A 26,530-nucleotide genomic window follows, 5' to 3' on the forward strand; every position below is an offset into this window, starting at 1 on the left:
GCGCNACGATGTCGCTGACGCGCGTGTCGCCGCGTCGGGGCCACGTGACGAAAGGGCGATGCGGTGGATACCGGGGATCCCCGGCCGGGTCGACCCGACGCCGGATCCGGGGCCGGCGCGGACGCCTCTGCGGACCGCGCAGACGGTGTGCGCTCGAACGGCGTTCGCGCAGACGGCGGTCGCTCGGACGGTCTGGGCTTGGGCGGTGGTCGCTTGGGCGGTGGTCGGTCGGACGGCGGCCGGTCGGACGGCGGCGCGGGCCTGGGTCCGCGCTCCCTCGCCCACCTGGCGGCCGGGCTCGCGGGCCTGGCCGCGCTCGCCGTGCTCGGGCTGGCGATCGCGGATCCCACCCCGTCACGGCACCTGCGTGGGTTGCTCGTCTCGGTTGATCTCGTCTGCCTGGCCGGGGTGGCGACCGCCTGGCTGCGTGTGGTCCTGGTCGTCGGGGCGCCCGGGGTGCCGAAAAGGATCGAGTAAGCTCGTNGAGACACGCCGTGCGTCGGGGCACGCGTTTGTTCGCTGGTCAGCCGGCGATCTCCTCGGGATCGTCAGCCTGCCGCGAGCGGCCGCAGTGCACTGCCGACCGTCCGGATGTGNCGGTGCGCGGTCCCTCCTGGATCAGCGCGGCCGCGCTCGTCCGCGTCGGCGCAGACCCGATCCACGGCTCCTCCTGCCACGGAGAATCCGTGGCCGCTGAGTCCACAGGAGGTGGGTTCACCCTTGGCACGTCATTACGAACTCATGGTGATCCTCGACGCGGATCTCGAGGAACGCACCGTTGCGCCGTCTCTCGACCAGTACCTCGGCGTCGTCCGGCAGGGCGGCGGCGTGGTCGAGAAGGTCGACATCTGGGGCCGGCGCCGGCTCGCCTACGAGATCGCCAAGAGCAACGAGGGCATCTACGCGGTGATCGACCTGCACGCGGAGCCGGACGTGGTCGCCGAGCTCGACCGTCAGCTCGTTCTGAACGAGTCGGTCATCCGCACGAAGGTCATCCGGCTTCCCGAGCCGAAGAAGCCTCGCCAGAGCCGCCGGGTGGCGGCATGACCTGGTCCGCGGTGACGGCGATCTGCGCGCCGTCGTGGACCGCCGACATCCGGGAGGGCGCCCGTGGCCGGTGAGACGGTCATCACCGTCGTTGGCAACCTGACCAGCGACCCCGAGCTGCGGTTCACGTCGAACGGCGCCGCGGTGGCGAGCTTCACCATCGCCTCCACGCCGCGCACGCTGGACCGCCAGACCAACGAGTGGAAAGACGGCGAGGCGCTGTTCCTGCGCTGTTCCATCTGGCGTCAGGCCGCCGAGCACGTCGCCGAGTCGCTGCAGAAGGGCGCCCGGGTCATCGTCACGGGCCGGCTCAAGCAGCGCTCGTTCGAGACTCGCGAGGGTGAGAAGCGCACTGTGATTGAACTCGAGGTCGACGAGGTCGGCCCCAGCCTGCGTTACGCGACCGCCAAGGTCGTCCGCGCCGCCCGCGGTGGCGGCAGTGGTGGTGGCGGTGGTGGCGGTTACGGCGGTGGTGGCGGTGGCTACAGCGGCGGTGGCGGCACTGGCGGCGGCTTCGGTGCGCCCGCCGGCGTCCCCTCCGGTGCGCCGGCCGGCGGAGTCCCGAATGATGACCCCTGGTCGCAGCAGCCGGCCGGTGGCTACTCAGACGAGCCTCCGTTTTGAGCGGGCGCTCGTCGTCCTCGCGGTCGACACAACGAGGTAGGAGCACATCCGTGGCCAAGGCGGCCGTGCGCAAGCCCAAGAAGAAGGTTTGCGTCTTCTGTAAGGACAAGGTCGAGTACATCGACTTCAAGGACACCTCGCTGCTGCGCAAGTACATCTCGGACCGGGGCAAGATCCGTGCCCGGCGGGTGAGCGGCAACTGCAGCCAGCACCAGCGCGACGTGGCGACGGCGGTGAAGAACAGCCGCGAGATGGCGCTGCTGCCCTACACCGCCTCGGCCCGCTAGGGGGTGGCGGGATGAAGCTCATCCTGACCCAGGAGGTCCCCGGCCTCGGCAGCCCGGGTGACATCGTCGAGGTCGCCAACGGCTACGGGCGCAACTACCTGGTGCCGCGCAAGTACGCGATCCTCGCGACGAAGGGCGCGGAGCGCCAGGTCGAGCAGATCAAGCGGGCCCGCTCGGCTCGGGCGGTCCGCGACCTCGGCCACGCCCAGGAGATCGCCGGCCAGCTCGGCGGCCTCAAGGTCGAGCTGATCAGCCGGGCCGGCAAGGAAGGCCGGCTGTTCGGCTCGGTGACGGCGGCCGACGTGGTCGAGGCCGTCACCGCGGCGGGCGGTCCCGAGCTGGACCGTCGGCGGGTCGAACTGACCACGCCGATCAAGTCGCTCGGGGCGTACACCGTTGCCGTCCACCTTCACCCCGAGGTGACGGCGTCGGTGAAGCTCCAGGTCAAGAAGGCCTAGGACCGGCGGCACCGCCCTCGGGCAAGGCGGCACTGCCGCCTCGCCGCCGAGGCGCGGATGCCCCGGACTGACGAACTCCCCCGGCCGACCCACCCCAGTGGTGGTCCTCGGTCCGGGGGAGTTCGTCGTTGCGGGACCGGTCCGCCGCGAACTTTCTTCCGCCTTGTTTTATCCACAGGAGGCGGGTCGGCTGTGCTTGCGGTGCCTGCGGACCCTCGGCCTTGTGATCCTTGTTTTCCACAGGGTGTGAGCCGCTGTCCCGAGCTCCTCCCCAGGTTCCGGCAGGTTACCCACAGCTTTTCCACATGGGCCTGTGGATAACTTTTTGGTGGGGGTGCTCGTCGATCCGTATGGTCGGACCCTCCACACTGGGTCAGCCGGACTCGCCCGGCCAGCTCAACGGCCGCTCGCCGGTACCCGGGTCGCNTGGCGGTCGCCGTGTCGGACGCGGCGTGACGGGGGTCGACGAGTGGCCGAGATCTGCTGGGCGCGGTGGCGTGGCCCGTTGACCGCAGCCCCGATGTGTACGAACATGTGTTCGAATCTGGATCTGCGGGAGAGCGGGGAGGGTGCGTCGTGAGCGTCACGGAGATCTCGCGCGGCGGCGCAGGCGGCGGCGCGGAGTTCGAGCGGACCCCGCCCCACGACCTCCCGGCCGAGCAGAGCGTGCTCGGCGGCATGCTGCTGTCGAAGGACGCCATCGCCGACGTCGTCGAGGTCCTGCGGATGGCGGACTTCTACCGCCCGGCCCACGGACTCGTCTACGAGGTCATCGGCGACCTGTACGGCCGGGGCGAGCCCGCCGACGTCATCAGTGTCGCGGCCGAGCTCAGCCGCCGCGACCTGCTGGAACGGGTCGGCGGGCCGGGGTACATGCACACCCTGATCTCGAGCGTGCCCACCGCGGCGAACGCCGGTTACTACGCGCGCATCGTCGCCGAGAAGGCGGTCCTGCGCCGCCTCGCCGAGGCCGGCACCCGCATCGTCCAGCTCGCCTTCGGCGCCGCCCCCGACGTCAGCGACGTCGTGGATCGCGCTCAGGCCGCCGTGTACGAGGTCACCGAGCGGCGGGCGAACGACGACTACCTGCCGCTGGGAGAGCTGCTCAACCCGGCCCTGGAGGAGATCGAGTCGATCCAGGGCCGCGGCGAGGGCGCGCTGACCGGCGTGCCGACCGGCTTCGTGGACCTCGACGAGCTGACCAACGGCCTGCACGGCGGCCAGCTCTGGATCGTCGCGGCCCGCCCGGNCGTCGGTAAGGCGCTGGCCCTCGGGACTGCGCTCCCCACCCCGACCGGCTGGACGACGATGGGCCGCGTCGCCGTCGGCGACATGCTCATCGGTGCCGACGGGCGGCCGACGCGCGTGGTCGCCGCCACCGACGTGATGCACGGCCGGCCGTGCTACGAGGTCGAGTTCTCCGACGGGTCCGTGATCGTGGCGGACGGACAGCATCAGTGGATCACGCAGACCCGGGCGGAGCCTCGCCGTGACGGTCCGGTTCGTTCGGGCTCCCGCACCGCGACGCTCACCAGACCGGTCACCACGGAGGAGATCGCTCGCACTCTGCGTTGTCGGACTGCCGATCGCCGGTGCACCCATGCGGTGCGTGTCGCCGGCCCGTTCCAGCTGCCGGCGGTCGACCTGCCGGTCGATCCGTATGTGCTGGGATCCTGGCTCGGTGACGGAACGGCGGCCTGTGCGAGCCTGACCTCGGCTGATCCGGAGATTTCCGAGGAGATCCGGCGCCGGGGACACGAGGTCGTGGGCAGCACCAGTGCGAGACATCGACCGGGGCTGCGGCGGTCCGCGGCGACCGAGAGGGCCTGCACGGTGTGCGGGCGGCCGTTCACCGCCGCGATGCCCGGCGTCCGCACCTGTGGCCAGTCCTGCGGGGGCAAGCTGCGTTTCCTCGCGGAGCCGCTCTCGGTGCGAAGCTGCGTGGACTGCGGGGGCCGGACCACCGGTTTCGGGCCGCGTTGCCGTTCCTGCCACGCCCGGGCCGGGACGTTGCAGGCCCGGCTGCGCACCCTCGGTGTGCTGGGCGACAGGCACATCCCGGCCGGCTATCTGCGGGCGAGCGAGCAGCAACGCCGTGACCTGCTGGCAGGCCTGCTGGACNCCGACGGCACCGTCGCGAGCAACGGGTCGACCGCCCAGTTCGNCACCACCAACCCGAGGCTGGCCCGAGAGGTCCGTGAGCTCGTTCTCTCGCTGGGCTGTCGGGCGACCGTCACGACGACGCGGACGCGGGGCCGGTCGGAGAAGACGTCCACCTGTTTCACGGTGAACTTCGCTCCCCAGGATCAGGTCTTCCGGCTTGCGCNCAAGGCCGCCCGACTGCGGCCGACCGGACACCCGGCGGCCGNGGTGCGGTACATCACGGACGTCCGACCGATCGCGTCTGTGCCGGTCCGGTGCGTCGAGGTCGACAGTCCCGATCACCTCTACCTCGCGGGCGAGACCTGTATCCCGACCCACAACTCGACGCTCGGCTTGGACTTCGCCCGGGCAGCGTCGATCAAGAACGGGCTGACCTCGGTCATCTTCTCGTTGGAGATGAGCCGCATGGAGATCACCATGCGGCTGCTGTCGGCCGAGGCGCGGGTGTCGCTGCAGAACATCCGCACCGGTCGGCTCACCGACGACGACTGGGCCAGGTTGGCCCGGCGGATGGGCGAGGTGGNCGAGGCACCGCTGTTCATCGACGACAGCCCGCACCTGACGATGATGGAGATCCGGGCCAAGGCCCGTCGGCTCAAGCAGCGCAACGAGCTGCGTCTGGTCATCCTCGACTACCTGCAGCTGATGTCGTCGCCGAAGAAGGTCGAGAGTCGCCAGCAGGAGGTCAGCGAGATCTCGCGGTCGCTGAAGCTGCTGGCCAAGGAGCTCGACGTGCCGGTGGTCGCGATCTCGCAGCTCAACCGCGCCTCCGAGCAACGCGCCGACAAGCGCCCCCAGGTCTCCGACCTGCGCGAGTCCGGCAGCCTCGAGCAGGACGCCGACGCGGTCATCCTGCTCTACCGGGAGGACACGGTCGAGAAGGAGTCGGCGCGCGCCGGCGAGGCGGACCTCATCATCGCCAAGCATCGCAACGGGCCGACCGGCACCGTCACCGTCGCCTTCCAGGGGCACTACTCGAGATTCGTCGACATGGCCAACTGACCCCTGCCGGCCGGTGCCCACCTGCCCCGGTCGGCGGACCACGATCCCCGGACGGTGACACACTGGGCGCTATGGCGACCGGGAACGCGGGACAGCCGGNACCCGGGGATGACCGGGACCATGCGGCGCATCGAGGGGACGGCCGGTGAGTGACGGCGGGGACAGCGGAGCCGAGGGGCCGGGCGTTCTGGAGATCGCCCGGATCGACGTGCAGCCCGGCACCGAGGAGAAGTTCGCCGCCGCCTACCGGGAGGCGCGCACGGAGGTGGTCGGCACGCCCGGCTGCCGGTCCGCGCGGCTGACGCGGGGCATCGAGTCGCCGTCCAGCTTCGTGCTGCTGGTCGAGTGGGACGACCTGGACAGCCACCTGAAGAACTTCCGCGAATCCGACCGTTTCGTCCGCTGGCGCGCGGCGCTTGGGCCGTACTTCGCCGGGCCGCCGTCCGTGGTGCACGGGGTGGACGTCCCGGCCGGCCCCGACCCGGTCTGACCAGCCCGCGACCGTCTGGACCCCTGACCATGGGAACGTTCTTCGGGTTTCTGTTCGTCGCGCCGTTGATGGCCGGCTTCTTCGGCTTCCTCATCTGGCTGTTCCTGGCGATCCTGCTCCGCGAGCAGATCACCAGGTTCAAGGTCCGCCCGTTCGTCTTCTTCGTCACCGGCTACGTCTTCACCGGCGTCCTGACCCTCTTCCTACTCATCGCGCGAGCCTCGGTGGGGCCGATCGCCGGCACCGCCGCCTCGCTGGGACTCGTCTGGCTGATCAGGGACCGGTGGCGCCGCCACCGGCCCCCGACCAGCCGGAAGGGGGCCCGCGGCGGCCCGCCGCAGCCCGGCCAGCCGGGACCCGGCGGTCATCAGCCGGCAGGTTACCCCGGTCAGCCGATCGGCCCTCCGGGTCAGCTCGGCTATCCGGGCTATCCGGGTCAGCCCGGTTTTCCGGGTCAGGCAGGCTATCCGGGTCAGCCCGGTTTTCCCGGTCAGGCGGGCCATCCAGGTCAAGCTGGCTATCCGGGTCAGCCCGGTTTTCCCGGTCAGGCGGGCTATCCCGGTCAGCCCGGCTATCCCGGTCAGCGCGGCTTTCCGGGGCAGGCTGGCCAACCTGGAGGCCCGGGTCAGCCCGGGCCTCCAGGTTGGCCGGGCGCGCCGACGGGCGGCCCGGCGACCGGTGGTCGCGACAGGACCCCTCCCGGGAAGCCCGACGCCCGCCCACCGGGGGTCGAGGACGGCCCGCCCGGACCGGACTTCCCGTCGATCCCGGACTACCCGCCGCTGGCCGGGCACCGGTCGGACCCCGACTTCCCCCCCATTCCCGACTTTCCACCGATCCCCGACTTGCCACCGATCCCGCCGATCCCCGATTACCCGCCGACCTTCGACGGGCTCACGGACACCGCGGCCGGCCCGGGCGGCGGGGACGATCTCGACGGCCCGGCCGATCCGACCACGCCGGTCGGTGGGTCCGACGGCGGGCCGGCGACCGGCGCCGGTTCGCCGCCCGGCCCGACGGGTCGACGGGGCGGCGGGCGGCGGATCGCCGGCTACCCCTGGGCGGCCCCGCCGCCCGGGCAGCGTCCGGGTGACGCGTCTTCACGCCAGCCACGGTCGGCTCCCGACGAACCCGACTCCGACGGCTGACCGGTCCCCGGTCACCCGACCTCGACCTCGACGCCAGAGCGCCTGCCCGCCTGGCGTCCTCAAGGGTGGCGCCCGGGATGTGGCGTACCGTCGTGACATCGCCAGTCCGCTGCCGGCGGCCCCGTCGGGGCGTAGCCGTCGTGACGTCCGAGGTCGAGATGCCCGCACTCCGCTCCCGTACCACCACGCATGGCCGGAACATGGCCGGGGCCCGCGCCCTGTGGCGCGCGACCGGCATGACCGATGACGACTTCGGTAAGCCGATCATCGCCATCGCGAACAGCTTCACCCAGTTCGTGCCGGGCCACGTGCACCTGCGTAACCTCGGCGCCCTGGTCGCGGAGGCGGTGGCGGAGTCCGGGGGAGTGGGCCGGGAGTTCAACACGATCGCGGTCGACGACGGCATCGCGATGGGACACGGCGGGATGCTGTACTCCCTGCCGTCGCGGGAGATCATCGCCGACAGCGTCGAGTACATGGTCAACGCGCACTGCGCCGACGCGCTGGTCTGCATCTCCAACTGCGACAAGATCACACCGGGCATGCTGCTCGCGGCACTGCGGCTCAACATCCCGACCGTGTTCGTCTCCGGNGGGGCGATGGAGTCCGGCAACGCGGTGATCTCCGGCGGCACCGCCCNGTCGAAGCTCGACCTCATCNCGGCGATGTCCGCGGCGGTGAACCCGGAGGTCTCCGACGGCGACCTGTCGACGATCGAGCGGTCGGCCTGCCCGACCTGCGGCTCCTGCTCGGGCATGTTCACCGCGAACTCGATGAACTGCCTGACCGAGGCGATGGGCCTGTCCCTGCCGGGCAACGGCTCGACACTGGCCACCGCCGCCGCCCGCCGCGAGCTGTTCGTCGAGGCCGGCCGCCTCGTCGTCGACCTGGCCCGGCGCTACTACGAGAAGGACGACGAGGCCGTCCTGCCCCGCTCGATCGCGACGGCGGCTGCGTTCCGTAACGCGTTCGCCGTGGACGTGGCCATGGGCGGCTCGACGAACACCGTGCTGCACCTGCTCGCCGCCGCCGTCGAGGCCGGCGTCGACGTCACGCTCGCCGACATCGACCAGATCTCGCGCACCGTGCCCTGCCTGTGCAAGGTCGCTCCCAGCTCCACCCACTACTACATGGAGGACGTGCACCGGGCCGGCGGGATCCCGGCGATCCTCGGCGAGCTGGACCGGGCCGGCCTGCTCGACCGGAACACCCACTCGGTGCACGCGGCCAGCCTGCGGGAGTTCCTCGACCGCTGGGACGTCCGCGGCGCGCAGCCGTCGCCGGACGCCGTCGAGCTGTTCCACGCGGCGCCGGGCGGGGTGCGCACGATCGAGCCGTTCAGCTCGACCAACCGCTGGGACTCCCTCGACACCGACGCGGAGAACGGCTGCATCCGCTCCGTCGAGCACGCCTACTCCGCCGAGGGTGGCCTCGCCGTCCTGTTCGGCAACCTCGCCACCGACGGCGCGGTCGTCAAGACCGCCGGGGTGGACGAAAGCCAGTGGTCCTTCCGCGGCCCGGCGCTCGTCGTCGAAAGCCAGGAGGACGCGGTCGACGCCATCCTCAACAAGCGGGTCCAGCCCGGCGACGTGATCATCGTCCGGTACGAGGGTCCCCGCGGCGGCCCCGGCATGCAGGAGATGCTCTACCCGACCGCCTTCCTCAAGGGGCGGGGGCTCGGGCCCAAGTGCGCGCTGATCACCGACGGCCGGTTCTCCGGCGGGAGCTCGGGCCTGTCGATCGGCCACGTCTCGCCGGAGGCGGCGCACGGCGGCACGATCGCCCTCGTCCGTGACGGTGACGTCATCGACATCGACATTCCGACGCGCCGGCTGGAACTGCTCGTCTCGGACGAGGAACTGGCGCGGCGCCGTGCCGAGCTGGAGGCAGCCGGCGGCTACCGGCCGGCGAACCGGGAGCGCGCCGTCTCGGCGGCCCTGCGCGCCTACGCCGCGATGGCGACCTCGGCGTCGACCGGCGCCGCCCGCGACGTCAGCCTCCTCGGCGGCTGACGCCGAGGCGGCCGCGACGGACGCAGCTGCGGCTGCGACGGGCGCGGTTGACGGCCTGCCGGCATCGCGTCGGGGCGGGGGCGGGCCGCCGGGGGGCTCAGACCGGGGCCGCCGAGGGCGAGGTCGACGGCGTCGCGAGGGTCACGGCGAAGTCGCCCTCGGGGTCGGTCCACTGGTGGGCCACCGCCCAGCCGGCGTCCGCCAGCTCCGCGGAGATGCCGTCCCGGGTGAACTTCGTGCTGATCTCGGTCAGCAGGTCCTCCCCGCGCTCGAACTCGATCTCCAGCGCGAGGGAGTCGATGGTCACCCGCTGGTCGCGGACCGCGCGCAGCCGCATCTCGATCCAGGAGTCCGCCGCGTTCCAGCAGGCGACATGGGCGAAGCCGCGGATGTCGAAGTCCGCGCCCAGCTCCCGGTTGATCACGGTGAGCACGTTGCGGTTGAACGCGGCGGTCACCCCGGCCCCGTCGTCGTAGGCGGCGACGAGGCGGTCCGGATCCTTGACCAGGTCCGTCCCGAGCAGCAGGGCGTCGGTGGCGCCGCACTGCTCGCGCAGCGCGCGCAGGAAGGCACCGCGCTGGGCGGGCCGCATGTTGCCGATCGTGCCGCCGAGGAAGGCGATCAGGCGCCGACCGCCGCCGGGTAGGTGCGCCAGGTGCCGCTCGAAGTCGCCGACGACGGCGTGCACGGCGAGGTCCGGGTAGGCCGTGATGAGGCCGCGACCGGCCTGCGCGAGCGTGGTCTCGTCGACGTCGAACGCGACGAATCGGCGCAGGCCGCCGCCGGCGCGCAGGGCTTCGAGCAGCAGCCGGGTCTTCTCGGACGTTCCCGAGCCCAGTTCGACGAGCGTGTCCGCGGCGCAGGCGGCCGCGATGGCGCCCGCGTGGCCGTCGAGGATCGCCCGCTCACGCCGGGTGGGGTAGTACTCCGGCAGCCTGGTGATCTCGTCGAACAGCATGCCGCCGGTGGCGTCGTAGAACCACTTGGGCGGCAGTTCCCGCGGGTTCGCGGTGAGTCCGGTGAGCACGTCGCGGGCCAGGTTGACGGCGCGATCCGCCGGGTCCACGTGCCGGTCCAGGGTCAGCCCCGCCGGCGCCGCCGCCGCGACCGTCCCGCCACCGCTCGCGGTGTGGTTCGTGTCGCTGGTGTGGTTCGTGTCGCTGGTGTGGTTCGTGCCGGTGGTGCGGTCCGCTCCGGTGGTGCCGGCGGCACCCGCGGGGGTGGTCGTCGGAGTCCTCGGTGTCATCGTGGCGCCCTCCATCGACGTGGTGCAACCCACAGTAACCGATCTAAGGGATCAAACTACGAAGAGTAACTTTGCGTGTGTCGGTCAAGAGGAGATGATGGTCCGGAACGTCGACCCAGCCGGGTTCGTCATCATGTGGCTCGCTTGCGACCAGGATGCCGTCCGGCTCCACCCGGTAGGACAGGCTGTCCAGCCAGGCGGTCGCGACGAGCTGGGTNCCGTCCGTCACCAGCAGGTTCAGCCGCGCCACGTCCTCGCCGGCCACCGCCGTCGGCGGCGGGGCGGGCTGCGGTCCCGTCCCGGACGCCCAGTCGCCGGCCCACGGCACGATGCCACCCGCACGCCGGTCCGCGAGCCCGGCGCCACTGAGGGACAACACGACGTCGGCCACGGCGTCGGCCAGGGGACGTGTCGCGGCCCGCTCCCAGACCAGCGCGGCCAGCAGCGCCGAGTCGCAGGCGGAGTCGGGCGCCGGAGCGTCGGGCCGCTCGCGCAGCAGCGCCCGCACCGCCGTGGGGTCGACGCGCCCGTTGTGGCTGAGCAGCCGGGTCCCGTCGGTGAACGGAGCCGTCGAGGACTCCTCCACGGGCATCCCCACGCTGGCGCTGCGCACCGCGGCCAGCACGCAGCCGGACGCGATCGCACCCGCCATCGACGCGTAGGAGGCGTCCGTCCACATCGGCACTGCGCGACGCACCCGGGCCGGCTGGGCACGCAGCGCCGGGGCGTACCAGCCGACCCCGAAGCCGTCGGCGTTGATCGTGCCGTGCCGCATCCGGCGCGGCGCCCAGGACTGGCGCAGCAGGCTGTGNGGGGGGTCCATGGTCAGCTGCGCCAGGGTACGCGGCGCGCCGAGCCAGGCCAGGTGGCGGCACATCGGCTCAGCCGGCGTCGCGGGCCAGGCGGAAGCCCGCGAAGATCTGCCGGCGGATCGGGTAGTCCCAGTTGCGGAAGGTGGTGCGCACGGCTGCGGGGTCCGTCGCCCAGCTTCCCCCGCGCAGGATCCGGAACGGCGAATCCGCTCCCGNCTTCGGGAAGAAGACCTCGCTGTACTCACGGTAGGGATGGGAGCGGAAACCCGGATACGGGGTGAAACCGCTCGCGGTCCATTCCCACACGTCCCCGATCATCTGCTCGGCTCCGCAGGGACTCGCGCCCGCGGGATAGGCCCCCAGCGGGGCCGGGCCACTCGTGCGATGCCCCAGATTGGCATGCTCCGGCGTCGGATCGGTGTCCCCCCACGGATAGCGCCGTGAACGTCCGGTGGCCGGGTCGTGGGCGGCGGCCTTCTCCCACTCCGCCTCCGTGGGCAGCCGGCGGCCGGCCCAGCGGGCGTGCGCCTCGGCCTCGTACCAGCAGACGTGCTGGACCGGCTCGTCCAGCGGCACCGGCTCGACCCGGCCGAAGCGCCGACGCAGCCACACCGCCCCGTCGCGCCACCAGAACGCCGGCGCCGTGAGGTTCTCCTGCATGCGCCACTGCCAGCCCGCCGGCGACCACAGCCGTTCGTCGTCGTAGCCGCCGGCGTCGATGAAGGCGATGTGCGCCCGGTTGGACACCGGCAGGGTGTCGATCCAGAACGCCGGCAGGTCCACCTGGTGCGCGGGCCGCTCGTTGTCGTAGGCCCAGGGCTCGGTGCTCGTGCCGAGCGTGCACGGCCCGGCCGGCACCAGCACCTCGGCGTGCGGGACGGTCCGTCCGGGCGGCGGCNTCCGGCCCGGGGCGAGCAGTGGCGGTCCGGCGCGCAGCTGATGGGTGGCGAGCATCGTCTCGTCGTGCTGGTGCTCGTGCTGGATGACCATGCCGTAGACGAAGCCGCCGGCGAGCAGCCGGCGCCGGTCCGCGGCCGGGCCGCCGGGGCTCACCCGGCCGCCGGGGCTCAACGGGCTGCCGGGGCTGACGGGGCCGGCTGGATCGCCGGGTCCACCGGCGCCGAAGGGCGGCGGCGCGTCGGGCGACCCGGCGTCGGCGGGCAGCGGCGCGAGCCGGTCGAGGACGTCGAGGGTCCGGCCGCGGACCTCGCGCAGGTAGGCACGAGCCTCGGCCGGGTCGAGCAGGGCCAGGCGGATCCGGCTGGCCCGGCTGTGCCGGAAGGCGTCGTAAACGTCGTCCAGACCCGGCCGGGTCGCGGCGGCGTCGCCGAGCACGCGCACCAGCCAGAGGTCCTCGTAGTTGCCGATGTGGGCGAGGTCCCAGATCAGCGGCGACATCAGCGGCGAATGCTGGCGGACGAGTTCCTCGGCGTCGATGTCGGTGTAGGCCAGCGAGCGCGCCCGCGCGAGGTCGAGCGCGCCGGCCACGGCCTCGGCGGTGACCGGCGTCGCCGAGGGCGTCGGATCCTGGGTCAGGCGACCGATACGCACAGGTGTGCCTCCTCGCGCAGCAGGCCGGCCGGGCCGATCAGGATGAACCGCTCGGACAGCTCGTCGGCCGGACATCGGCCCCGCTGGGGATAGCGTTCGGAGAACAGCTCGACCGCGTCCGCGAGGTCGGCGCAGCCGGCACGGCGCAGCGCGGCGGCGGCCAGCTCCAGGCAGCGCACCGCCGCCAGCCGCAGGGGCTCGTCGGCCATGCCGAGCATCGCGGCCGCCGGCCAGCGCCGCGCCACCGGCGCGCAGGCCTGCGCCGCCGCTGCGGCCGCGACCGGATCGTCGAGCAGGGCGGTCGCCACCGCCACCGCCACCCGCCAGCCCTCTGCCGGCTGGGCGTCGAGGTAGCGCAGTTCCCACCAGCCCCGTGGGCGGACGGGGGGAAACAGCGTCGTCGCGTGGTACGACAGATCGTCGAGGGTGGGCGCGCGCTCGACCGGGCCCCGCCCGGCGACCCAGTCCCCGAACGTGTGCCCGCCGGTGGCCGCGACGAAGCGGCGGTCCTCGCCGGGCCCGACGTCGCCCAGCGGGTCGCCGATCATCATCAGCTTCGCCGCCAGCAGGTACCGCGCCCAGCGGTCGGCGAGATCACCGGAGCGCGCCGCCGCCGCACCGGGACCCGCGTCGCCGCCCGCCGCCGGCTGCGCGGGCAGGTCCAGCACGGAGCCGGTGCGACCCGCGTCGATGCCCGACCAGACCGCCTGGCGGGTCGAGCGCCAGCCGGTACGCCGGCCGGCCAACGCCGGCGAGGCGGCGAACATCGCGGTCAGCACCGGCCCGACGGCGTGCGCCAGCCGAAACCGCTCGGCCGCCTGCGCGGGCGTGGTGCCGAGATCCAGATTCACCTGGACGGACGCGGTCGAACGCATCATCACCTCGCCGGAGGTCCCCCCGCCGGTCCGGAAGTGCTCCTCCATGGCGGCGTACCGGGACGCGGTGGTCTGGCGCACCCCGGCGCGCAGCGGGTCGACCCCCATCCCGACGATCGCGAGGCCGTCCTCGGCCAGCGCCGCCCGCACCAGGTGCAGGTCCGCGGCGGTGGACTGGACGGCGGCCGCGAGCCCGGCCGGCGGACCCGACAGCTCCAACTGGCCGCCGGGTTCGAAGGTGAGCCGGCTGCCCCCCGGCAGGACCGGTCCGGCGGCGCCGGTGATCAGGCCGGCGATCCGGTCGAGCGCCCGACGGGTCCGCTCGGGCGGGACCGGCTGGTGGACCACCCGGGTGTCCACCACGAACCACTCCGTCTCGATCCCCACCGACGTCCCGATCCCCACCGACGGCTCGGGGCCCGCCGACGTCCTGGGGCCTGCCGACGTCTCGGAGTCCGCCGACGTCCCGGGGCGCGGGACGTCGCGGGCGGGTACCGAGCCCGACCCACCCGCGGGCTTCTCGGCCGGGGTGACGCAGCCGGCGGCGAAGGCCCACACCGCGTCGAGGTCGACCGGCCGGTCCGGGCGAGCCGGGGCCGCGGGCTGTCCGGCAGGCGACTGTCGGCCTGGCGACGGTGCTCCGGGCGATCGGTGGGACGACGGCTGCTCCTCGTCCCCGGATCCCCGGAGTGACACGTGACGTGGCATCCTGCGGCTCCCTCTCGGTGCTGCNAGCGGTCGGCACGGCGCCCCATGGCGGCCTTCCCGGGGAGTCCTCCCCTGCCCGGCCCGCTCCGTACCGGCCGTCGCGTGTGGTGTCGCCTCGGCCGGTTCGCCGAGGGGTGGTATAGATGTGGGTTCAACGTGGTTCTCGCTCGCATATTCCACGCCCCTGACCCTGTCGCTGTTGTGTATTCGATGGAATGGTGACCGGGATGGACCAGAAAGCCGGTAGCGCNCCGTGACGAACTGGCGCCCGCCCCGGTCCCGGACCCGGAGACAACGCCGAGCGCGACGGCGTCATGACGGCGCCGGGAGGTGGTGACCGCGGCCGTGTCCGATCGACAGTCAGCGGGACGTTCGGCCATGGCCGAGTACCTGCGGCGTAAACAGTTGTATTCCGCCGAACGCGGAGATCACAAAGGTCGGGTACTGGCCGTCGGCGGGGCCCTCGCCGTGGGCGCGGCCCTGGTCCTCGCCGTGCTGTGTGCCCTTGCCGGGCTGCCCGGCCTCGCCACCGCCCAGCTCGCGGTGCTCGCCGCGCTCGCGGTCGGTGTCGTCGGGGCCGTGCGTTTCCTGCGCACCCCGCCGGAGATCGAGGCCTGGCGCGAGGACGCGGAGGNCGAACGCAGCACCGCCCGCGCGCTCGACCGGCTGGTCCGCGCCGGCTACACCGTCCTGCACGACCGCTGCCTCGCGGACTCGGCCGGCAACATCGACCACCTCGTCATCGGGCCGTCCGGGGCCTGGGTGGTCGAGACCGACGCCCACCAGGGGCCCGTCCGGCAGAACGCGGCCGGCGTCTGGGCCGGCAAGGTGCCGCTGCGGGCGATGCTCGGCCTGGTGGCGTGGATGGGCGAGGAGGCCACCGCCCAACTGCTCGGCGAGCTGCCGGACGGCTGGCAGCTCGAGGTCCAACCGGTCGTCGCGTTCGCCCGCGCGGAGGTTCCGGCCGGCCTCGCCCTCGTCGAGGGCGTGCTGCTGCTGCCCGCCACCGGGGTGGCCGAGTACATCCTGTCCGCCGGGGTGGTGCTGCGGCCCATCGACGTGGCGATGCTGGTCGACGTGGCCGAGCGGGCGTTCCCCGCCTACGAGGTGTCCGGGCCGCCGCCGTCCTGGCCCGCCCGCTCCCGACTGCGCGGCCTGCTGCGTCGCTGATCCGTCGCCCGTCCGTCGCCCGTCCGTCGCCCGTCCGGTCGCCGGTCCGGTCAACGGTTCGATCGACGGTTCGCTCGCCGGTCGGGATAACGTGGAACGACTGGGCCACCCCGGGCCGAGGACGCCGACGAAGGAGTCGACATGGCGCGCAAGATGACCGTGCTGGCGCTGCTGGCTGGTGCGGGGGCCGCCTTCTCCGCGGCCCGGCGGCGGTCCCGGGGCAAGGAGGAGATCGACCTCTGGCGGGAGGCGACGTCCACCACCGGGTCGCCGGCCGCAGGCCGCTGACCTTCGTCGCGGCGGCGGGGCGCCCGCGGCTGTTCGCCCGTTCGCCCGTTCGCCCGCTGGCCTGCTCGGTGGCGCGGAACTCGCCTGACGTCGAGTCCGTGATCGGGCACCATGGGAGCCATGCTGCCCCGTGAGATCCCGGTTCGCCCGGGTCTCGTGCTGCCCTCGGCCGAGCTGCGCTGGCGGTATTCGCGCTCGTCCGGGCCGGGTGGCCAGTCGGTGAACACCTCCGACTCGCGGGTGGAGCTCTCCTTCGACGTCGCCGGTTCGCCGGCGTTGTCGCCGACGCTGCGTCAGCGCGCACTCGCGCGCCTGGGCGACCGGCTCACCGACGGTGTGTTCACCGTCGTCGCCAGCGAGCAGCGCTCGCAGCTGCGCAATCGGGAGGCCGCGCTCGACCGGCTGGTCGACGCCCTGCGGGTGGCGACCGCCCCGCCACCCCGGCCGCGGCGGGCGACGCGGCCCTCGCGCGGCGCCGTCGAGCGGCGCCTGCAGGCGAAGAAGCAGCGGTCCGCGACGAAGCGGGACCGCCGCAGCCGGCCTCCCGAGGACTGAGCCGCTGCCGCCCGGTCAGAGTTCGACGATCCCGACGTCGGCGACGAGCATGCCGAGCAGACCCGCGGGGGCGGCGAGGTGCAGTTCGATACGGGTCGCGGGAGCCAGATCCTCGACCACGCGCAACGGAACGTGGACCGAGGCCCGGGCGCCGATCGGGAAGAAGCGCATCGGCGCACCGTCCCGCTGCAGGATCAGGCAGATCAGCTCGTCCGTCGAGTTGCCGCCGCGGAAGTACAGCGGCTGGGCGGTGACACCGGCCGGGACCACGTAGCTGAACGCCGGTCCGAGCGGGTACGGNGCGTCCAGGCCCCTGCCTTCGAACGGGACGNTGCCCTGCAGGAAGCGGGGCGTGGTGAACATCCCCTCCTCCTCTCGTCGATTTTCCGTATGGTACGGCCGGTCCGGGGTCAGACCCGGCGGCGGCGCAGCAGGAGGGCGTTGCCGAGCGCCAGCAGCACGCCGACCACGAAGATGATCGTGGCCATCACGTTGACCTGGGGTGGCACACCGACCCGGGTGGCGCCGAACACCCACAGCGGGAACGTCAGCGTGCTGCCCGCGTTGAACGTCGTGATGACGTACTCGTCGATCGACATCGCGAAGGCGAGCAACGCCCCCGAGACCACCCCCGGCAGGATGAGCGGCAGCGTGACCAGGCGGAACGTGGTGAGCGGGCCGGCCCCCAGATCGCGTGCGGCCTCCTCGACGGAGCTGTCGAAACCGGCGAGCCGGGCCCGCACGACCACCGCCACGTAGGAGATGGTGAACATGATGTGCGCGATGAGGATGGTCAGGTAGCCCCGCGGCACGCCCATCGTGATGAACAGCGACAGCAGCGACGCGCCGAGCACCACCTCGGGCGCGGCGATGTTGGCGAACATCAGCAGTTCCACGCCGCCGCGACCGCGGAAGCCGTGCCGGCCGAGCGCGAGGCCCATCAGGGTGCCGAGCACGGTGGCGACGGCGGTGGACAGCAACGCGATCGTCAGCGAGTTGACCAGCGCGGTGGTGAGGTCGGGAATGGCGAACAGCTCGCCCCACCAGCGCAGGGTGAAGCCGTTCCAGGTGTTGTTGCGCTTGCCCACCCGGTCGTTGAATCCGAACACGATCATCACGATGATCGGCAGCACCAGCCAGAGCAGGATCAGCCAGGTGTAGGCGTGCAGGAGCCGTTCGCCCAGCCGCCCGCCGCGCCGGCCGGATCGCCGGGCGGGCCGCGATCGGCCGTCGACCGCCGGGTCGAGGCGGGGCGGGGCGGCGTCCAGGAGGGTCATCGTGCGCTCATCTCGAGGACGTCCCTGGTGCCGAGCAGGCGGGCGTAGAGGAAGATCCCGACAAGCAGCACGGCCATCAGGATGAACGACACCGCCGAGGCGAGGGGATAGTCCGCGTTCGTCAGGTATGTCGTCTGGATGATGTTCCCGATCATGGTGGTGTTCGTGCCGCCGAGGACGTAGGCGTTGACGAAGTCCGACGTCGCCGGAACGAAGGTGAGCAGGAAGCCGGCGAACACCCCGGGCATCGACAGTGGCAGGACGACTCGGCCGAACACCCCTCGACGGTTCGCGTACAGGTCGTCGGCGGCCTCCAGCAGCCGCGGGTCGATCCGCTCCAGCGCCACGTAGATCGGCAACAGCATGAACGGGAAGAAGTTGTACGTCAACCCGGCGACGACCGCGAACGAGGTGGCCAGGACGTGGAAGTCGGCCGGCAGCAGCCCGGCGTCCTTNAGGTTGCCGAGCAGGATGCCGTCGTCGGCGAGCAGGAACTTCCAGGAGACCGTGCGGATGACGAACGAGACGAAGAACGGCAGCAGCACGAGAAACAGGTAGTTGGACTTGTTCCGGCCGGCGTGGAAGGCAATCCAGTAGGCCATCGGATAGGCCAGCAGAATCGTCGTCACCGTGGCGATCAGGCCAAAGACGAGTGAACGGATGAACTGGGTGTCGTAGGTGGTGATCGCGTCGGCGTAGATGCCGAGGTCGAAGGTCNGCCTGAAGCCGTCGACAACGTTTCCGGTCTGCAGCGAGACCGACAGCATGACGGCCATCGGCACGACGAAGAAGATGGCCAGCCACAGGCCGCCGGGCAGGACGAGAAAGTAGGGGGTGAGCGCCCCGGCCCNCCGCCGCCTCACCGCGCCTGCGCCGGCGGCGGCCGTCATGACTGGTAGACCGGCTGGAAGATGCGGTTCCACTCGGTCTCCTCGTCGGTGGTCAGCACCCGGAACCGGCTGACCCGGGAGAGCTCGTCCGCGGACGGGAACAGCAGGGTGGACCTCGCCAGGTCCGCCGGGACGTGCTCGGCGGCCGTCGGCACCGGCGTGATGTAGTTGATGTACTCCGCGAGCATGNCGGCGATCTCGGGCCGGTAGACGAAGTCCATGTAGGAGATGGCGTCCACCGGGTGCGGCGCGGTCCGCGGGATGCACATGTTGTCCGTCCACAGCAGACCGCCCTCGGACGGCACCACGAACTTCAGGTTCGTGCCGGTGGCGATCTGCTGGTAGACGTCGCCGGACCAGGCCATCGAGATCCACAGGTCCCCGCCGGCCAGGGCGTCGATGTAGGACTGGTCGTAGTATTTGCGGACGATTCCGTCCCGGCGCTGCGCGGTGAGCTTCGCGGCGGCCTTCTTCCAGTCGTCCGGGGTGGATTTCGCCGGATCGACGCCGATGCCGAGNAGGGCGAGGTTCGGCAGGTCCTGGTTGTCGCCGAACATGCCGACCTTGCCGGCGAACTTCGGGTCGAACAGGTCGTTGTAGCTGGTGATCTCGCGGCCGGTCCTCGCCGGGTCGTAGGCGATGCCGGTGAGCCCGGACTGCCAGGGGATCGTGAAGGCGTTGCCCGGGTCGTAGGTCGGGTTCTTCACGCTCGGCGAGGCGTTCGCGGNGAACGTCGGNAGCCTGGCGTGGTCGAGCGGCGCGAGGTAGCCGAGCTGCATCACCCGGCTCAGCGTGATGCCGTTGGTGAGGACCATCAGGTCGTAACCGATCGACCGGTTCGCGGCCAGCGTGGGCCGGATCTGGGCGAAGAACGACTCGTTGTCCTGGATCACCTCCCGGTAGGTGACCTTGATGCCGGTCTCCTTCGTGAACATGTCCAGCGACGGATGGTCGGCGTCGGTGGAGCCGACGTCCATGTACAGCGGCCAGTTCGCGAAGTCGAGGGTGCCGGCCTTCGTCCGGTCCTTCCAGAACGACGCGGCATCCGCGCCCGCGGAGTCCTTCTTCTCCCCGCTGACGCCGCAGGCGGCGAGGAACGCCGTCCCACCGGCCAGTCCCGCGAACCGCAGCAGACCGCGGCGGCCGAACCGGGCCCGCGTCAGGCCGCGCAGCATCGCGGGGTCCGCGAGCGCCGCCGCGCGCACATCGTCGCCGCCGCTTCGGTGGTCGCCGGAGCGGCCGGCGTCGCCGGGGGTGTCGGGCTGCGTCACGGTGCGCGTTCCTCTGCGTCGGGGCAGGCTCGGCGGCAGGTGCGCCCGCGAGCCCGCGTGCTGGCCTGAGCTGTCAGTGGGAGATCCGGTACGCCGCCGGGTCCGCGGAGGTACCGGCCGCCGGGACGACCGTCTCGCGCGGGTCGACCGAGTCCGGCGCGACGACCGAGTGAGGCGGGATGATCGAGTCCGGCGGGCCGACCGAGTCAGGCTGGTTGACGGTCTCGGGCGGGACGACCGATCCGGGCAGGGCTACCGGCTCGGGCAGGGCTACTGGCTCGGGCAGGACGTAGGAGTGTTCCGGCAGCCAGGACAGCCAGATCTCGTCCCCGCGCTCGGCGACGTTGCCGGCGCCGGTCGAGTTCTGCCAGAACACGGTGATCTCGGTGCCGCCGTGGGTGGCGACCGTGTACGTGGTGTAGGTGCCGAGGTAGACGACCTCGACGATGCGGCCGCGCAGTGCGCAGCCTGGCCCGTCCGGGCGGCTCACCGACATCTCGATCTTCTCCGGACGGACGGTGAGCTCGACCTGGTCCCCGGCGCGCAGCGGGCCCGTCGGCGGGTGCAGCGGGGCGCTGAGCCGCTCGTCGGTACCGGCGTCGAGGACGACCGTCGGTCGCCCACCCGGGCCGGCCGCGTCGAGCGCGCGCACGGTGCGGCGCAGCAGGTTCGACGTGCCGATGAACCCGGCGACGAAGCGGGTCCGGGGTCGCTCGTAGATGTCGCGCGGCGAGGCGAGCTGCTCGACCCGGCCGCCGTTCATCACCGCGATCCGGTCGGACATCGTCAACGCCTCGCCCTGGTCGTGCGTGACGTAGAGGAAGGTGATGCCCACCTCGCGCTGGATGGCCTTGAGCTGGATCTGCATGGTCTGGCGAAGCTTGAGGTCGAGGGCGCCCAGCGGCTCGTCGAGCAGCAGCGCCGCCGGCCGGTTGACCAGCGCGCGGGCTAGCGCCACCCGCTGCTGCTGGCCGCCGGAGAGCTCCCGCGGCCGCCGGTCGGCCAGCTCCGACAGCTCGACGAGGTCGAGCATCGCCCCGACCCGCTCCCGCAGCTCACGCCCCTTGACCCCGCGCCGGCGCAGGCCGAACGCCACGTTGCCGGCCACGTCCAGGTGCGGGAAGAGGGCGTAGCTCTGGAAGACGAGGTTGACGTCCCGGCGGTTCGGCGGCACCGCGGTGACGTCGCGCCCCTGNAACAGGATGCGCCCGCGGGTCGGCTCCTCGAAGCCGGCGATCATCCGCAGGGTCGTCGACTTGCCGCACCCCGACGGCCCGAGCAGCGAGAAGAACTCGCCCGGCCTGATCGCGAGATCGACGCGGCTGACCGCCGGCACCGCCCGGCCACGGGTCTGGTAGTCCTTGGCCACCCCGACAAGCTCGATCGCCGCCGGCGACCCGATCCCGGCGTCGCTGGTCCTGGCACCGCTGGTCCTGGCGTCGCTGGTCCTGGCACCGCTGGTCGCCGTCATGTCGTCACCACGGGTACCGCTCGGCTCGCATCCGCCCTCGGCCTCCGTCTGTCGCCCATCCCGACACCGCTGACCTGACGGCGCTGTCCAGTCGGGTTCGACCCTCCCAGCAGCCTTGCGGGACAGCAAGGGATTGGTCGGTAAAGAGTCTGTGTCGCGACTGATTCGATCGTGATCTTGGTCTAGAACCGGGCTTTCCCGTGATGTTCGGAGCATCGTCACGGGAATGGCGTTTCGCCTGGCGTACCGCCGCCCGCAGGGGGCACGGTGGGAGCATGGCTGCCCCGTCCTCTTCCCGACCAGCTGGCGTCGGCGTTCCCCCAGCCGATGACGCCGCGGCCGCCGACCCTGAGTTCGGTCCGGTTCTCGGCGGCGTGGGCCCCGACCCGGGCCCGGCGCAGGAGTCCGGCATCGAGCCGTCGGCGTCCTCCGGGGCGTGGTCCGCCGGCCCCGACTACCGGCCGTCCGTGGTGCCGCACGATCGCCTCGCCGGCTGCGCCGCGGCCCACCGCCGGCTGCTGGACCTGGTNGAACGGGTGGACGACGAGGTGCTGCGCCGCCCGTCCGGGCTGCCCGGATGGACGGTGGCCCACCTGCTCACCCACCTGGCCCGTAACGCCGAGGGGCACAGCGGGATGGTCGAGGCGGCGGCCGGGGGCGACGTCCGCGACCAGTACCCGGGCGGCCAGGAGCAGCGCGACGGCGACATCGCCGCCGGCCGCGACCTGCCGGCCACCACCGTGCGGGCCGAGGTCGCCGCCGCCGTCGCGCGGCTGGAGCGGGCCTGGGACGCCGTCCACGTCGACGTCTGGCGCACCGGCTTCGGCCGGGTCAGCACGTACGGCNTGACGACCCTCGCCGATCTGGTCTTCCTGCGGTGGCGGGAGACCGAGATCCACCTCGTCGATCTCGCCCTCACCGACCTCGGTGGTCCCAGCTGGGCGGACCTGAGCCCCGCCTACGTCGAGGTCGAATGGGCCTGGGCCGTGCGGGGCCTGCCGGCGCGGCTGCCGCCGGAGGTCACCGTCCTGCTCGCGCCGGGCGACCGGCCGTCGACCGCGGTCGGGCGGGGGGACACGCTGGTCGTCGTCGACGCCCCGACCACCGCCGCGCTGGCCTGGCTGACCGGGCGCGAGCCGGGCCGCCCCGAGTGGCCCGCGCTCGGTCCCTGGTGGTGACGGGCGGGGGCCCGTCGTCGAGAACGGGCGGGAGCCCACTGCCGAGAGGCGACCGCCCGCGGTAGGCGTCTCCCGCTCACGCCCGCGAATCGGGCAGGCGAGAGAATGTCTGGCGTGTCGGACAACAGGGACAACCGGGGTGAGGTCACACAGGGCGGGCGGCGGAACCACGGGCGGCGGCGCGATCGGATCCGCGCATGATCACGATGGCGCTGTTCAACAACAAGGGTGGCGTCGGTAAGACCACCCTGGCCTACCACCTGGCGCACATGCTCCAGCGGATGGGCCACCGCGTGCTCGCCGTCGACCTCGACCCGCAGGCGAACCTGACCGCGCAGTTCCTCGACGAGGACGAGCTGACCCGGCTCTGGGCGGAACCGGAGGACACGGCGTCGTCGGCCCCGAAGCCCNTCGAGTTCGACGCCCGCCCCGCGCGGGTCTTCCCCGGCACGGGCACGATGGCCACCGCCATCGCGCCGATCATGGAGGGCGTCGGGGACGTCGAGCTGCCCGACCCGGTGATGATCGAGGACGGCCTCTGGCTGCTGCCCGGAGACGTCGAGCTGAGCGTCTTCGAGGACCGGCTGTCCGCCGCCTGGCCGAACAGCTTTCTCGGCAAGGACATCGCCGCGCTGCGGACGACGACGGCGCTGCACCGGGTCATCGACAACGGTGCCCNCACCGTCGGCGCCGAGATCGTGCTCATCGACGTCGGCCCGAACCTCGGTGCCATCAACCGGGCGTCGCTGCTGTCCGCCGACACGGTGCTCATGCCGCTGGCCGCCGACCTGTTCTCGCTGCGCGGNCTGCGCAACCTCGGCCCGACGCTGCGGGAGTGGCGCTCCACCTGGCAGGGCACCGTGCTGCCGAAAGTGCCCGAGCGGATTCCCGCGCCCCGCGGCCTGATGATGCCGATCGGCTACATCGTCATGCAGCCGCCCGCCCGCGCCGACCGCCCCGCCAAGGCCCACGACCGCTGGCTCGACCGCATCCCCGAGGTCTTCGCGACCTCGGTGCTCACCAGCGGCAACCCCGGCCCGCACGACCGTTCCTTCGAGATCGCGACCCTGCGCCACTACGCCAACCTGATCCCGCTGGCCCACGACGCCCGCAAGCCCATGTTCGAGCTGCGCGCCGGCGACGGCGCCCTCGGCGGCACCCAGACCGCCGTCCGCCGCTGCTACTCCGACTTCCGCGACCTCGCCGTCAAGGTCCGCGAACGCCTCGCCTTCATCGACCCCACCCTGCGCCGCTCCTGACCCACCGGCCGGGCCGACGTCCTCAGGGTGCCTGCCGGATGGCGCCGGCGCCCTCCGATGGTCAGCGAGGAGTTATCCACAGGCTCCAACGCTGACCTCCAGTGGTGAGCGTGGAAGTTGTCCACAGGGCAGACGTCACAGCCCCTCGGAGGGCAGCGCGAAAGTTATCCACAGCCCCAAGCCATGACCGCCGATGGGCAGCGTCGAAGTTATCCACAGGGGCGGAAGTGAGCCACCCTGCTCCTGGGCAGGCACCGAATCGGCCGGCCGGCACCCCGGGCGGCAGGCGCCGACGCGCGGGACTCCCGCCTCGGTGAAGGTCCGAGATGGGCTCGATGCCGTAGGCTAGGGGGCGCTTCACCGAGCGGCGCCTGCCTCCGGGCAACGCGGCCCGGCGGAGGCATGTCCAGGGGGCGTAGCTCAATTGGCAGAGCACTGCCTTTGCAAGGCAGGGGTTCGGGGTTCAAGTCCCCGCGTCTCCACGCGCTGATTCCTCGTGGTTGCTGCCCTTCGGGCAGCTTCCCGGTGGCCTTGATGTATGCCCGGGGGGACGACCCCCCGGACCCCGGTGTGGCGGGGCAGCCTGTGCACGTCAGAGTTCGGGGCGGGCGTGTGGGTGGCCAAATCTGGGGTGTCACCCCGGCCGACATCGACGGGCTAGACATCCACCCGTCGATGCGCCTGCGGATCGGGTCACTACCTGGAGCACCGGCCGACGCCCTACCTCGGCTGACCAGCGCCAGCCGGGAGGNGGTTCGATCGACCGAAGCCTGTGAGCGTCGCCGCCTTACCAGGCCTTTCGATCAGTTTCACAGGTAGCAGCGTAGGAGCCACCGTCACCCTGCCGTCGACGTGATGGAGAAGGCGAGTAAGCGCACGGCGCGCGGATCGCGTGGACAGCCCGACCGCGTGCCCTACCGCCAGCGCGCGTTGATCCAGTCGATGGCATCCTGCACGGTGTTGATCCCCGCGGCGTCCTCGTCGGAGATACCGATGGAGAACTCCTCTTCCAGGGCCACGCCCAGCTCGACAAGGTCCAGGGAGTCCGCTCCCAGGTCCTCGANGAACGACGCGTTGNTCGTGACCTCCGCCGGCTTGACGTTCAGCTGCTCCACGACCACGTTCTTTACGCGCTCCTCGACGGTGGACACTCCGCGGCCTCCTGCTCCGACGTGCATGGGAACGGACACGATCCNCATATTCTCCGATCGATCCACGCAGCGAGCGCCGTCGCCCACCCCCGGCGAGTGATGNTCGTCACGTGGACTCTGTCCCGTCCGGCGCCATGCCGGCCCGGCCGGGGTAGCAGGGCCTGTAGCAACGGGCGTGTCGTCGGCGGACGACCATGTAGGCCGACGTACATCGCGACCTGTGGACAAGCCGGCGCAGCAAGGAGCGGATCTCGCCTTCCGAGCACCACGCCGACATGGAGCGGCGGGATACCGACCTCGCGGTTCGCGTCGCGGCGGGGTCGGTCGGCGACGACATCGGATTGCACCCCGTGGAGTAGTACTCGCCGAGAGCGGCCCTTCGCGACCAGGGACTGTTCGCTGCGGTCGGCTGCCGACCTGCTCGGCCGGAGTGCGGTAAATGAGCACGGTGTCGACGGCCCCGCAGGACTCGGTGAACGTCAGTCCGGTCGGCATTCGAGCCACCGCCCGGGGAAGATCCGCGGAGTCCGAGCCCGGCTGCACGATCACCGCCTCTTCCGTGTTTCACGCATCATGTGGATGGAGGTGAGGTCCGTGACCCGAACCCTTCGCTTCGGCGGGCCGGGCAGGGCGCAGCCAGCGGGTGCCGCGACCTGCGTGATTGCCTGTCTCGCCGCGTCCGCGAGCGTGTTATGGCCGGTCGGAACGCTCGTGCTGGCGTCTTCCGGTGCTGGCCTGGCGTTTGTGTGGTTCGGTGGACCACTCCTGATCTTCACTGGTCCGGCGGCCCTGTGTTCGGTGGCAGCGGTGGTCCTTCTTCGCCGTGACGGCGTCGCGAGCGCAACGCTGCTCGCCGTCGGTACCCCGTTCTTCATACTCGTGACGATGGTGGTCGTAGCGGTGGCGGGTCAGTGGTCGGTGCCGAACAGCGCCGGGTGTACCGCGGTGGNGTTTCCCCTGATCGGACCATTTTTCTGGGAGCGTCACCGAGAGCGAAACGCCGGAACGGGGTGACGTCCGCTCTCGAAACCGAATTTCCGGTTCGGCTGGAACGTTCACCGAACGTCCACCTGGTACCCCGATACACCGGTGACCTACGCCCGTCAGGCCACGACCAGGAACCGGATCAGGGCNACCCCCTGCCCGTCCGCCATACCGCGCTCATCGGGTCTGCTGGTTACCGGAACGGGGCCGTTCAGCCGTTCTCGATCAGTGCCTGGGCGAAGTAGCCGCCCGGAGAGGGCAGGGGCGGGATCGCGAACAGGGCGCTGGAGGTGGTGCGGATGAAGGCGTTCAGGGCGTCGGATGCGGACATCCTCTGCTGGATCGGGACGTAGGACGTCCGCGGATCGGCCTGGTAGGACGCGAAGAACAGGCCCGCGTCCCGGGCGCCGGACGAGTCCGGCCCGTCGTCGTAGGAGTAGCCGCGCCGGAAGATGACGGCACCGCCGTTCGCGGGCGGGCTCGTCACCCGGACGTGGGCGTTGGCCGCGATGGCGAACTGGCCGTCGGGACGGCGGACGTTGATGTCCGGCAGGGTGAACGCCGTGGCGCCGGGGCCGGCCGACAGCGGCACGCCGTCGGACTGCCGCCGGCC

The 26,530-nt window shown here is 72.0% G+C and carries 23 protein-coding genes, 1 tRNA gene and 24 pseudogenes; 27 read left to right on the plus strand and 21 right to left on the minus strand.

Going from position 1 to position 26,530, the window contains the following annotated elements; translation table 11 throughout:
- Nucleotides 1-213 precede the first annotated feature (213 nt).
- The 15 genes and pseudogenes from UK94_RS17160 to ilvD all read left to right on the plus strand — a co-directional run.
- A complete protein-coding gene (locus UK94_RS17160; protein WP_055750661.1) occupies nt 214-477 on the plus strand; it encodes a hypothetical protein in 264 nt (87 codons plus the stop codon).
- Nucleotides 478-720: 243 nt separating this feature from the next.
- Complete coding sequence (gene rpsF, locus UK94_RS17165) at nt 721-1,047, plus strand: 30S ribosomal protein S6 (protein WP_256788871.1); 327 nt, start codon at nt 721-723, stop codon at nt 1,045-1,047.
- A 63-nt stretch (nt 1,048-1,110) separates the two neighbouring features.
- Nucleotides 1,111-1,671, plus strand: a complete 561-nt coding sequence (locus UK94_RS17170; protein ID WP_055750662.1) for a single-stranded DNA-binding protein — start codon at nt 1,111-1,113, stop codon at nt 1,669-1,671.
- A 50-nt stretch (nt 1,672-1,721) separates the two neighbouring features.
- On the plus strand, nt 1,722-1,958 hold the full coding sequence (rpsR, locus tag UK94_RS17175) for a 30S ribosomal protein S18 (protein WP_009741495.1): 237 nt from the start codon (nt 1,722-1,724) through the stop codon (nt 1,956-1,958).
- 11 nt (nt 1,959-1,969) lie between these two features.
- Entirely contained in the window at nt 1,970-2,416 is a 447-nt protein-coding gene (rplI, locus tag UK94_RS17180) for a 50S ribosomal protein L9 (RefSeq protein ID WP_011607885.1), read from the plus strand.
- Nucleotides 2,417-2,992: 576 nt separating this feature from the next.
- The coding region (locus UK94_RS55635) for a DnaB-like helicase N-terminal domain-containing protein (protein WP_313949531.1) at nt 2,993-3,665 on the plus strand (673 nt) is incomplete at its 3' end.
- 611 nt (nt 3,666-4,276) lie between these two features.
- Nucleotides 4,277-4,537 (plus strand): hypothetical protein (locus UK94_RS76170; RefSeq protein WP_313949537.1); only part of this gene is annotated, 261 nt, incomplete at its 3' end.
- A 44-nt stretch (nt 4,538-4,581) separates the two neighbouring features.
- Nucleotides 4,582-4,742 (plus strand): annotated as a pseudogene (locus UK94_RS55650) (hypothetical protein); the annotation flags it as partial.
- Nucleotides 4,743-4,900: 158 nt separating this feature from the next.
- Nucleotides 4,901-5,102: pseudogene (locus UK94_RS55655) on the plus strand (DnaB-like helicase C-terminal domain-containing protein); the annotation flags it as partial.
- 1 nt (nt 5,103) lies between these two features.
- Nucleotides 5,104-5,581 (plus strand): annotated as a pseudogene (locus UK94_RS55660) (DnaB-like helicase C-terminal domain-containing protein); the annotation flags it as partial.
- A gap of 145 nt (nt 5,582-5,726) precedes the next feature.
- The gene (locus tag UK94_RS17190) at nt 5,727-6,071 is read left to right on the plus strand and encodes an antibiotic biosynthesis monooxygenase family protein (RefSeq protein WP_055750663.1); all 345 of its coding nucleotides are present in this window, start codon (nt 5,727-5,729) and stop codon (nt 6,069-6,071) included.
- A gap of 29 nt (nt 6,072-6,100) precedes the next feature.
- Nucleotides 6,101-7,219 (plus strand): hypothetical protein, encoded by a 1,119-nt coding sequence (locus tag UK94_RS34705; protein ID WP_055750664.1) that lies wholly within the window; start codon nt 6,101-6,103, stop codon nt 7,217-7,219.
- A gap of 158 nt (nt 7,220-7,377) precedes the next feature.
- On the plus strand, nt 7,378-7,811 hold a 434-nt coding region (locus UK94_RS55665), incomplete at its 3' end, for a dihydroxy-acid dehydratase (protein ID WP_235488432.1).
- A gap of 1 nt (nt 7,812) precedes the next feature.
- A pseudogene (locus UK94_RS55670) lies at nt 7,813-7,858 on the plus strand (hypothetical protein); the annotation flags it as partial.
- 21 nt (nt 7,859-7,879) lie between these two features.
- Nucleotides 7,880-9,231 (plus strand): annotated as a pseudogene (gene ilvD / locus UK94_RS17200) (dihydroxy-acid dehydratase); the annotation flags it as partial.
- A 97-nt stretch (nt 9,232-9,328) separates the two neighbouring features.
- Here ilvD and egtD read toward each other — a convergent pair.
- The 7 genes and pseudogenes from egtD to egtA form a co-directional block, all read right to left on the minus strand.
- Nucleotides 9,329-10,477 carry an L-histidine N(alpha)-methyltransferase gene (egtD, locus tag UK94_RS17205; protein WP_041939996.1) on the minus strand — a complete coding sequence of 383 codons (1,149 nt, stop codon included), beginning with the start codon at nt 10,475-10,477 and terminating at the stop codon, nt 9,329-9,331.
- Between the two features lie 218 nt (nt 10,478-10,695).
- Nucleotides 10,696-11,288, minus strand: a pseudogene (locus UK94_RS17210) (ergothioneine biosynthesis protein EgtC); the annotation flags it as partial.
- A 1-nt stretch (nt 11,289) separates the two neighbouring features.
- Nucleotides 11,290-11,354, minus strand: a pseudogene (locus UK94_RS74180) (hypothetical protein); the annotation flags it as partial.
- A gap of 4 nt (nt 11,355-11,358) precedes the next feature.
- Nucleotides 11,359-11,504 (minus strand): SUMF1/EgtB/PvdO family nonheme iron enzyme (locus tag UK94_RS55685; protein WP_235488434.1); only part of this gene is annotated, 146 nt, incomplete at its 5' end.
- Between the two features lies 1 nt (nt 11,505).
- Nucleotides 11,506-12,187, minus strand: a pseudogene (locus tag UK94_RS55690) (SUMF1/EgtB/PvdO family nonheme iron enzyme); the annotation flags it as partial.
- 1 nt (nt 12,188) lies between these two features.
- Nucleotides 12,189-12,840: pseudogene (locus tag UK94_RS55695) on the minus strand (DinB family protein); the annotation flags it as partial.
- Nucleotides 12,822-14,423: an ergothioneine biosynthesis glutamate--cysteine ligase EgtA gene (egtA, locus tag UK94_RS17220; RefSeq protein WP_055750666.1), complete on the minus strand. Its 1,602-nt coding sequence runs from the start codon at nt 14,421-14,423 to the stop codon at nt 12,822-12,824. The gene egtA and the pseudogene UK94_RS55695, both read right to left, overlap by 19 nt.
- A 378-nt stretch (nt 14,424-14,801) precedes the next feature.
- Between egtA and UK94_RS55700 the strand changes: the two are divergent.
- The 4 genes and pseudogenes from UK94_RS55700 to arfB form a co-directional block, all read left to right on the plus strand.
- Nucleotides 14,802-15,057, plus strand: a pseudogene (locus UK94_RS55700) (NERD domain-containing protein); the annotation flags it as partial.
- A gap of 1 nt (nt 15,058) precedes the next feature.
- Nucleotides 15,059-15,593, plus strand: a pseudogene (locus tag UK94_RS17225) (nuclease-related domain-containing protein); the annotation flags it as partial.
- A 141-nt stretch (nt 15,594-15,734) separates the two neighbouring features.
- Nucleotides 15,735-15,881 (plus strand): DLW-39 family protein, encoded by a 147-nt coding sequence (locus tag UK94_RS17230; protein WP_011607873.1) that lies wholly within the window; start codon nt 15,735-15,737, stop codon nt 15,879-15,881.
- A gap of 120 nt (nt 15,882-16,001) precedes the next feature.
- Entirely contained in the window at nt 16,002-16,436 is a 435-nt protein-coding gene (arfB, locus tag UK94_RS17235; RefSeq protein WP_041939994.1) for an alternative ribosome rescue aminoacyl-tRNA hydrolase ArfB, read from the plus strand.
- A 15-nt stretch (nt 16,437-16,451) separates the two neighbouring features.
- On the opposite strand, the gene UK94_RS17240 is transcribed toward arfB, so the two are convergent.
- The 10 genes and pseudogenes from UK94_RS17240 to UK94_RS76175 all read right to left on the minus strand — a co-directional run.
- The coding region (locus UK94_RS17240; RefSeq protein WP_235488365.1) for a molybdopterin oxidoreductase at nt 16,452-16,736 on the minus strand (285 nt) is incomplete at its 5' end.
- Nucleotides 16,737-16,846: 110 nt separating this feature from the next.
- Nucleotides 16,847-17,713, minus strand: coding sequence for an ABC transporter permease (locus tag UK94_RS17245; protein ID WP_011607870.1), 867 nt, complete (start codon nt 17,711-17,713; stop codon nt 16,847-16,849).
- Nucleotides 17,710-18,168, minus strand: a 459-nt coding sequence (locus tag UK94_RS55705; protein WP_235488367.1) for an ABC transporter permease, incomplete at its 5' end; no start/stop codon positions are given. The genes UK94_RS55705 and UK94_RS17245, both read right to left, overlap by 4 nt.
- Nucleotide 18,169: 1 nt before the next feature.
- A pseudogene (locus UK94_RS55710) lies at nt 18,170-18,315 on the minus strand (ABC transporter permease); the annotation flags it as partial.
- 284 nt (nt 18,316-18,599) lie between these two features.
- Nucleotides 18,600-18,792: pseudogene (locus tag UK94_RS55715) on the minus strand (spermidine/putrescine ABC transporter substrate-binding protein); the annotation flags it as partial.
- 1 nt (nt 18,793) lies between these two features.
- Nucleotides 18,794-19,121: pseudogene (locus UK94_RS55720) on the minus strand (extracellular solute-binding protein); the annotation flags it as partial.
- 1 nt (nt 19,122) lies between these two features.
- Nucleotides 19,123-19,330: pseudogene (locus UK94_RS55725) on the minus strand (ABC transporter substrate-binding protein); the annotation flags it as partial.
- Between the two features lie 11 nt (nt 19,331-19,341).
- Nucleotides 19,342-19,778 (minus strand): annotated as a pseudogene (locus tag UK94_RS55730) (spermidine/putrescine ABC transporter substrate-binding protein); the annotation flags it as partial.
- A gap of 169 nt (nt 19,779-19,947) precedes the next feature.
- The coding region (locus UK94_RS17260) for an ABC transporter ATP-binding protein (RefSeq protein WP_235488369.1) at nt 19,948-21,069 on the minus strand (1,122 nt) is incomplete at its 5' end.
- A 1-nt stretch (nt 21,070) separates the two neighbouring features.
- Nucleotides 21,071-21,561, minus strand: a pseudogene (locus tag UK94_RS76175) (ATP-binding cassette domain-containing protein); the annotation flags it as partial.
- Nucleotides 21,562-21,620: 59 nt separating this feature from the next.
- On the opposite strand from UK94_RS76175, the pseudogene UK94_RS74185 reads away from it, so the two are divergent.
- The 8 genes and pseudogenes from UK94_RS74185 to UK94_RS17275 all read left to right on the plus strand — a co-directional run.
- Nucleotides 21,621-21,874 (plus strand): annotated as a pseudogene (locus tag UK94_RS74185) (maleylpyruvate isomerase); the annotation flags it as partial.
- Nucleotide 21,875: 1 nt separating this feature from the next.
- Nucleotides 21,876-22,190 (plus strand): annotated as a pseudogene (locus tag UK94_RS55740) (maleylpyruvate isomerase N-terminal domain-containing protein); the annotation flags it as partial.
- 1 nt (nt 22,191) lies between these two features.
- Nucleotides 22,192-22,523, plus strand: a pseudogene (locus UK94_RS55745) (maleylpyruvate isomerase); the annotation flags it as partial.
- Between the two features lie 197 nt (nt 22,524-22,720).
- Nucleotides 22,721-22,933 (plus strand): ParA family protein (locus tag UK94_RS55750; RefSeq protein ID WP_235488371.1); only part of this gene is annotated, 213 nt, incomplete at its 3' end.
- Between the two features lies 1 nt (nt 22,934).
- Nucleotides 22,935-23,201: pseudogene (locus UK94_RS55755) on the plus strand (ParA family protein); the annotation flags it as partial.
- Between the two features lies 1 nt (nt 23,202).
- Nucleotides 23,203-23,328, plus strand: a pseudogene (locus UK94_RS55760) (AAA family ATPase); the annotation flags it as partial.
- A gap of 1 nt (nt 23,329) precedes the next feature.
- On the plus strand, nt 23,330-23,782 hold the full coding sequence (locus UK94_RS74190) for a hypothetical protein (RefSeq protein WP_268761413.1): 453 nt from the start codon (nt 23,330-23,332) through the stop codon (nt 23,780-23,782).
- Between the two features lie 409 nt (nt 23,783-24,191).
- A tRNA-Ala gene (locus UK94_RS17275) sits at nt 24,192-24,264 on the plus strand.
- 432 nt (nt 24,265-24,696) lie between these two features.
- Here the strand turns inward: UK94_RS17275 and UK94_RS55765 are convergent.
- From UK94_RS55765 to UK94_RS55780, 4 genes and pseudogenes are all read right to left on the minus strand, one after another.
- A partial coding sequence (locus UK94_RS55765) for a phosphopantetheine-binding protein (RefSeq protein WP_235488436.1) occupies nt 24,697-24,845 on the minus strand: 149 nt, incomplete at its 5' end.
- A gap of 15 nt (nt 24,846-24,860) precedes the next feature.
- A pseudogene (locus UK94_RS55775) lies at nt 24,861-24,933 on the minus strand (acyl carrier protein); the annotation flags it as partial.
- A 103-nt stretch (nt 24,934-25,036) separates the two neighbouring features.
- Nucleotides 25,037-25,482: pseudogene (locus UK94_RS74195) on the minus strand (hypothetical protein); the annotation flags it as partial.
- Between the two features lie 646 nt (nt 25,483-26,128).
- Nucleotides 26,129-26,530, minus strand: a 402-nt coding sequence (locus UK94_RS55780) for a Dyp-type peroxidase (protein WP_235488373.1), incomplete at its 5' end; no start/stop codon positions are given.

It is taken from the genome of Frankia sp. AvcI1, assembly GCF_001420875.1.
Taxonomy (GTDB): domain Bacteria; phylum Actinomycetota; class Actinomycetes; order Frankiales; family Frankiaceae; genus Frankia; species Frankia alni.

Excerpts from the sequence above, each read along its gene's own strand:
- rplI (WP_011607885.1), top strand. The coding sequence starts at position 1,970 with ATGAAGCTCATCCTGACCCAGGAGGTCCCCGGCCTCGGCAGCCCGGGT.
- UK94_RS34705 (WP_055750664.1), top strand. The coding sequence starts at position 6,101 with ATGGGAACGTTCTTCGGGTTTCTGTTCGTCGCGCCGTTGATGGCCGGC.
- egtD (WP_041939996.1), bottom strand. The coding sequence starts at position 10,477 with ATGACACCGAGGACTCCGACGACCACCCCCGCGGGTGCCGCCGGCACC.
- egtA (WP_055750666.1), bottom strand. The coding sequence starts at position 14,423 with ATGCCACGTCACGTGTCACTCCGGGGATCCGGGGACGAGGAGCAGCCG.
- UK94_RS17230 (WP_011607873.1), top strand. The coding sequence starts at position 15,735 with ATGGCGCGCAAGATGACCGTGCTGGCGCTGCTGGCTGGTGCGGGGGCC.
- arfB (WP_041939994.1), top strand. The coding sequence starts at position 16,002 with ATGCTGCCCCGTGAGATCCCGGTTCGCCCGGGTCTCGTGCTGCCCTCG.
- UK94_RS17245 (WP_011607870.1), bottom strand. The coding sequence starts at position 17,713 with ATGACCCTCCTGGACGCCGCCCCGCCCCGCCTCGACCCGGCGGTCGAC.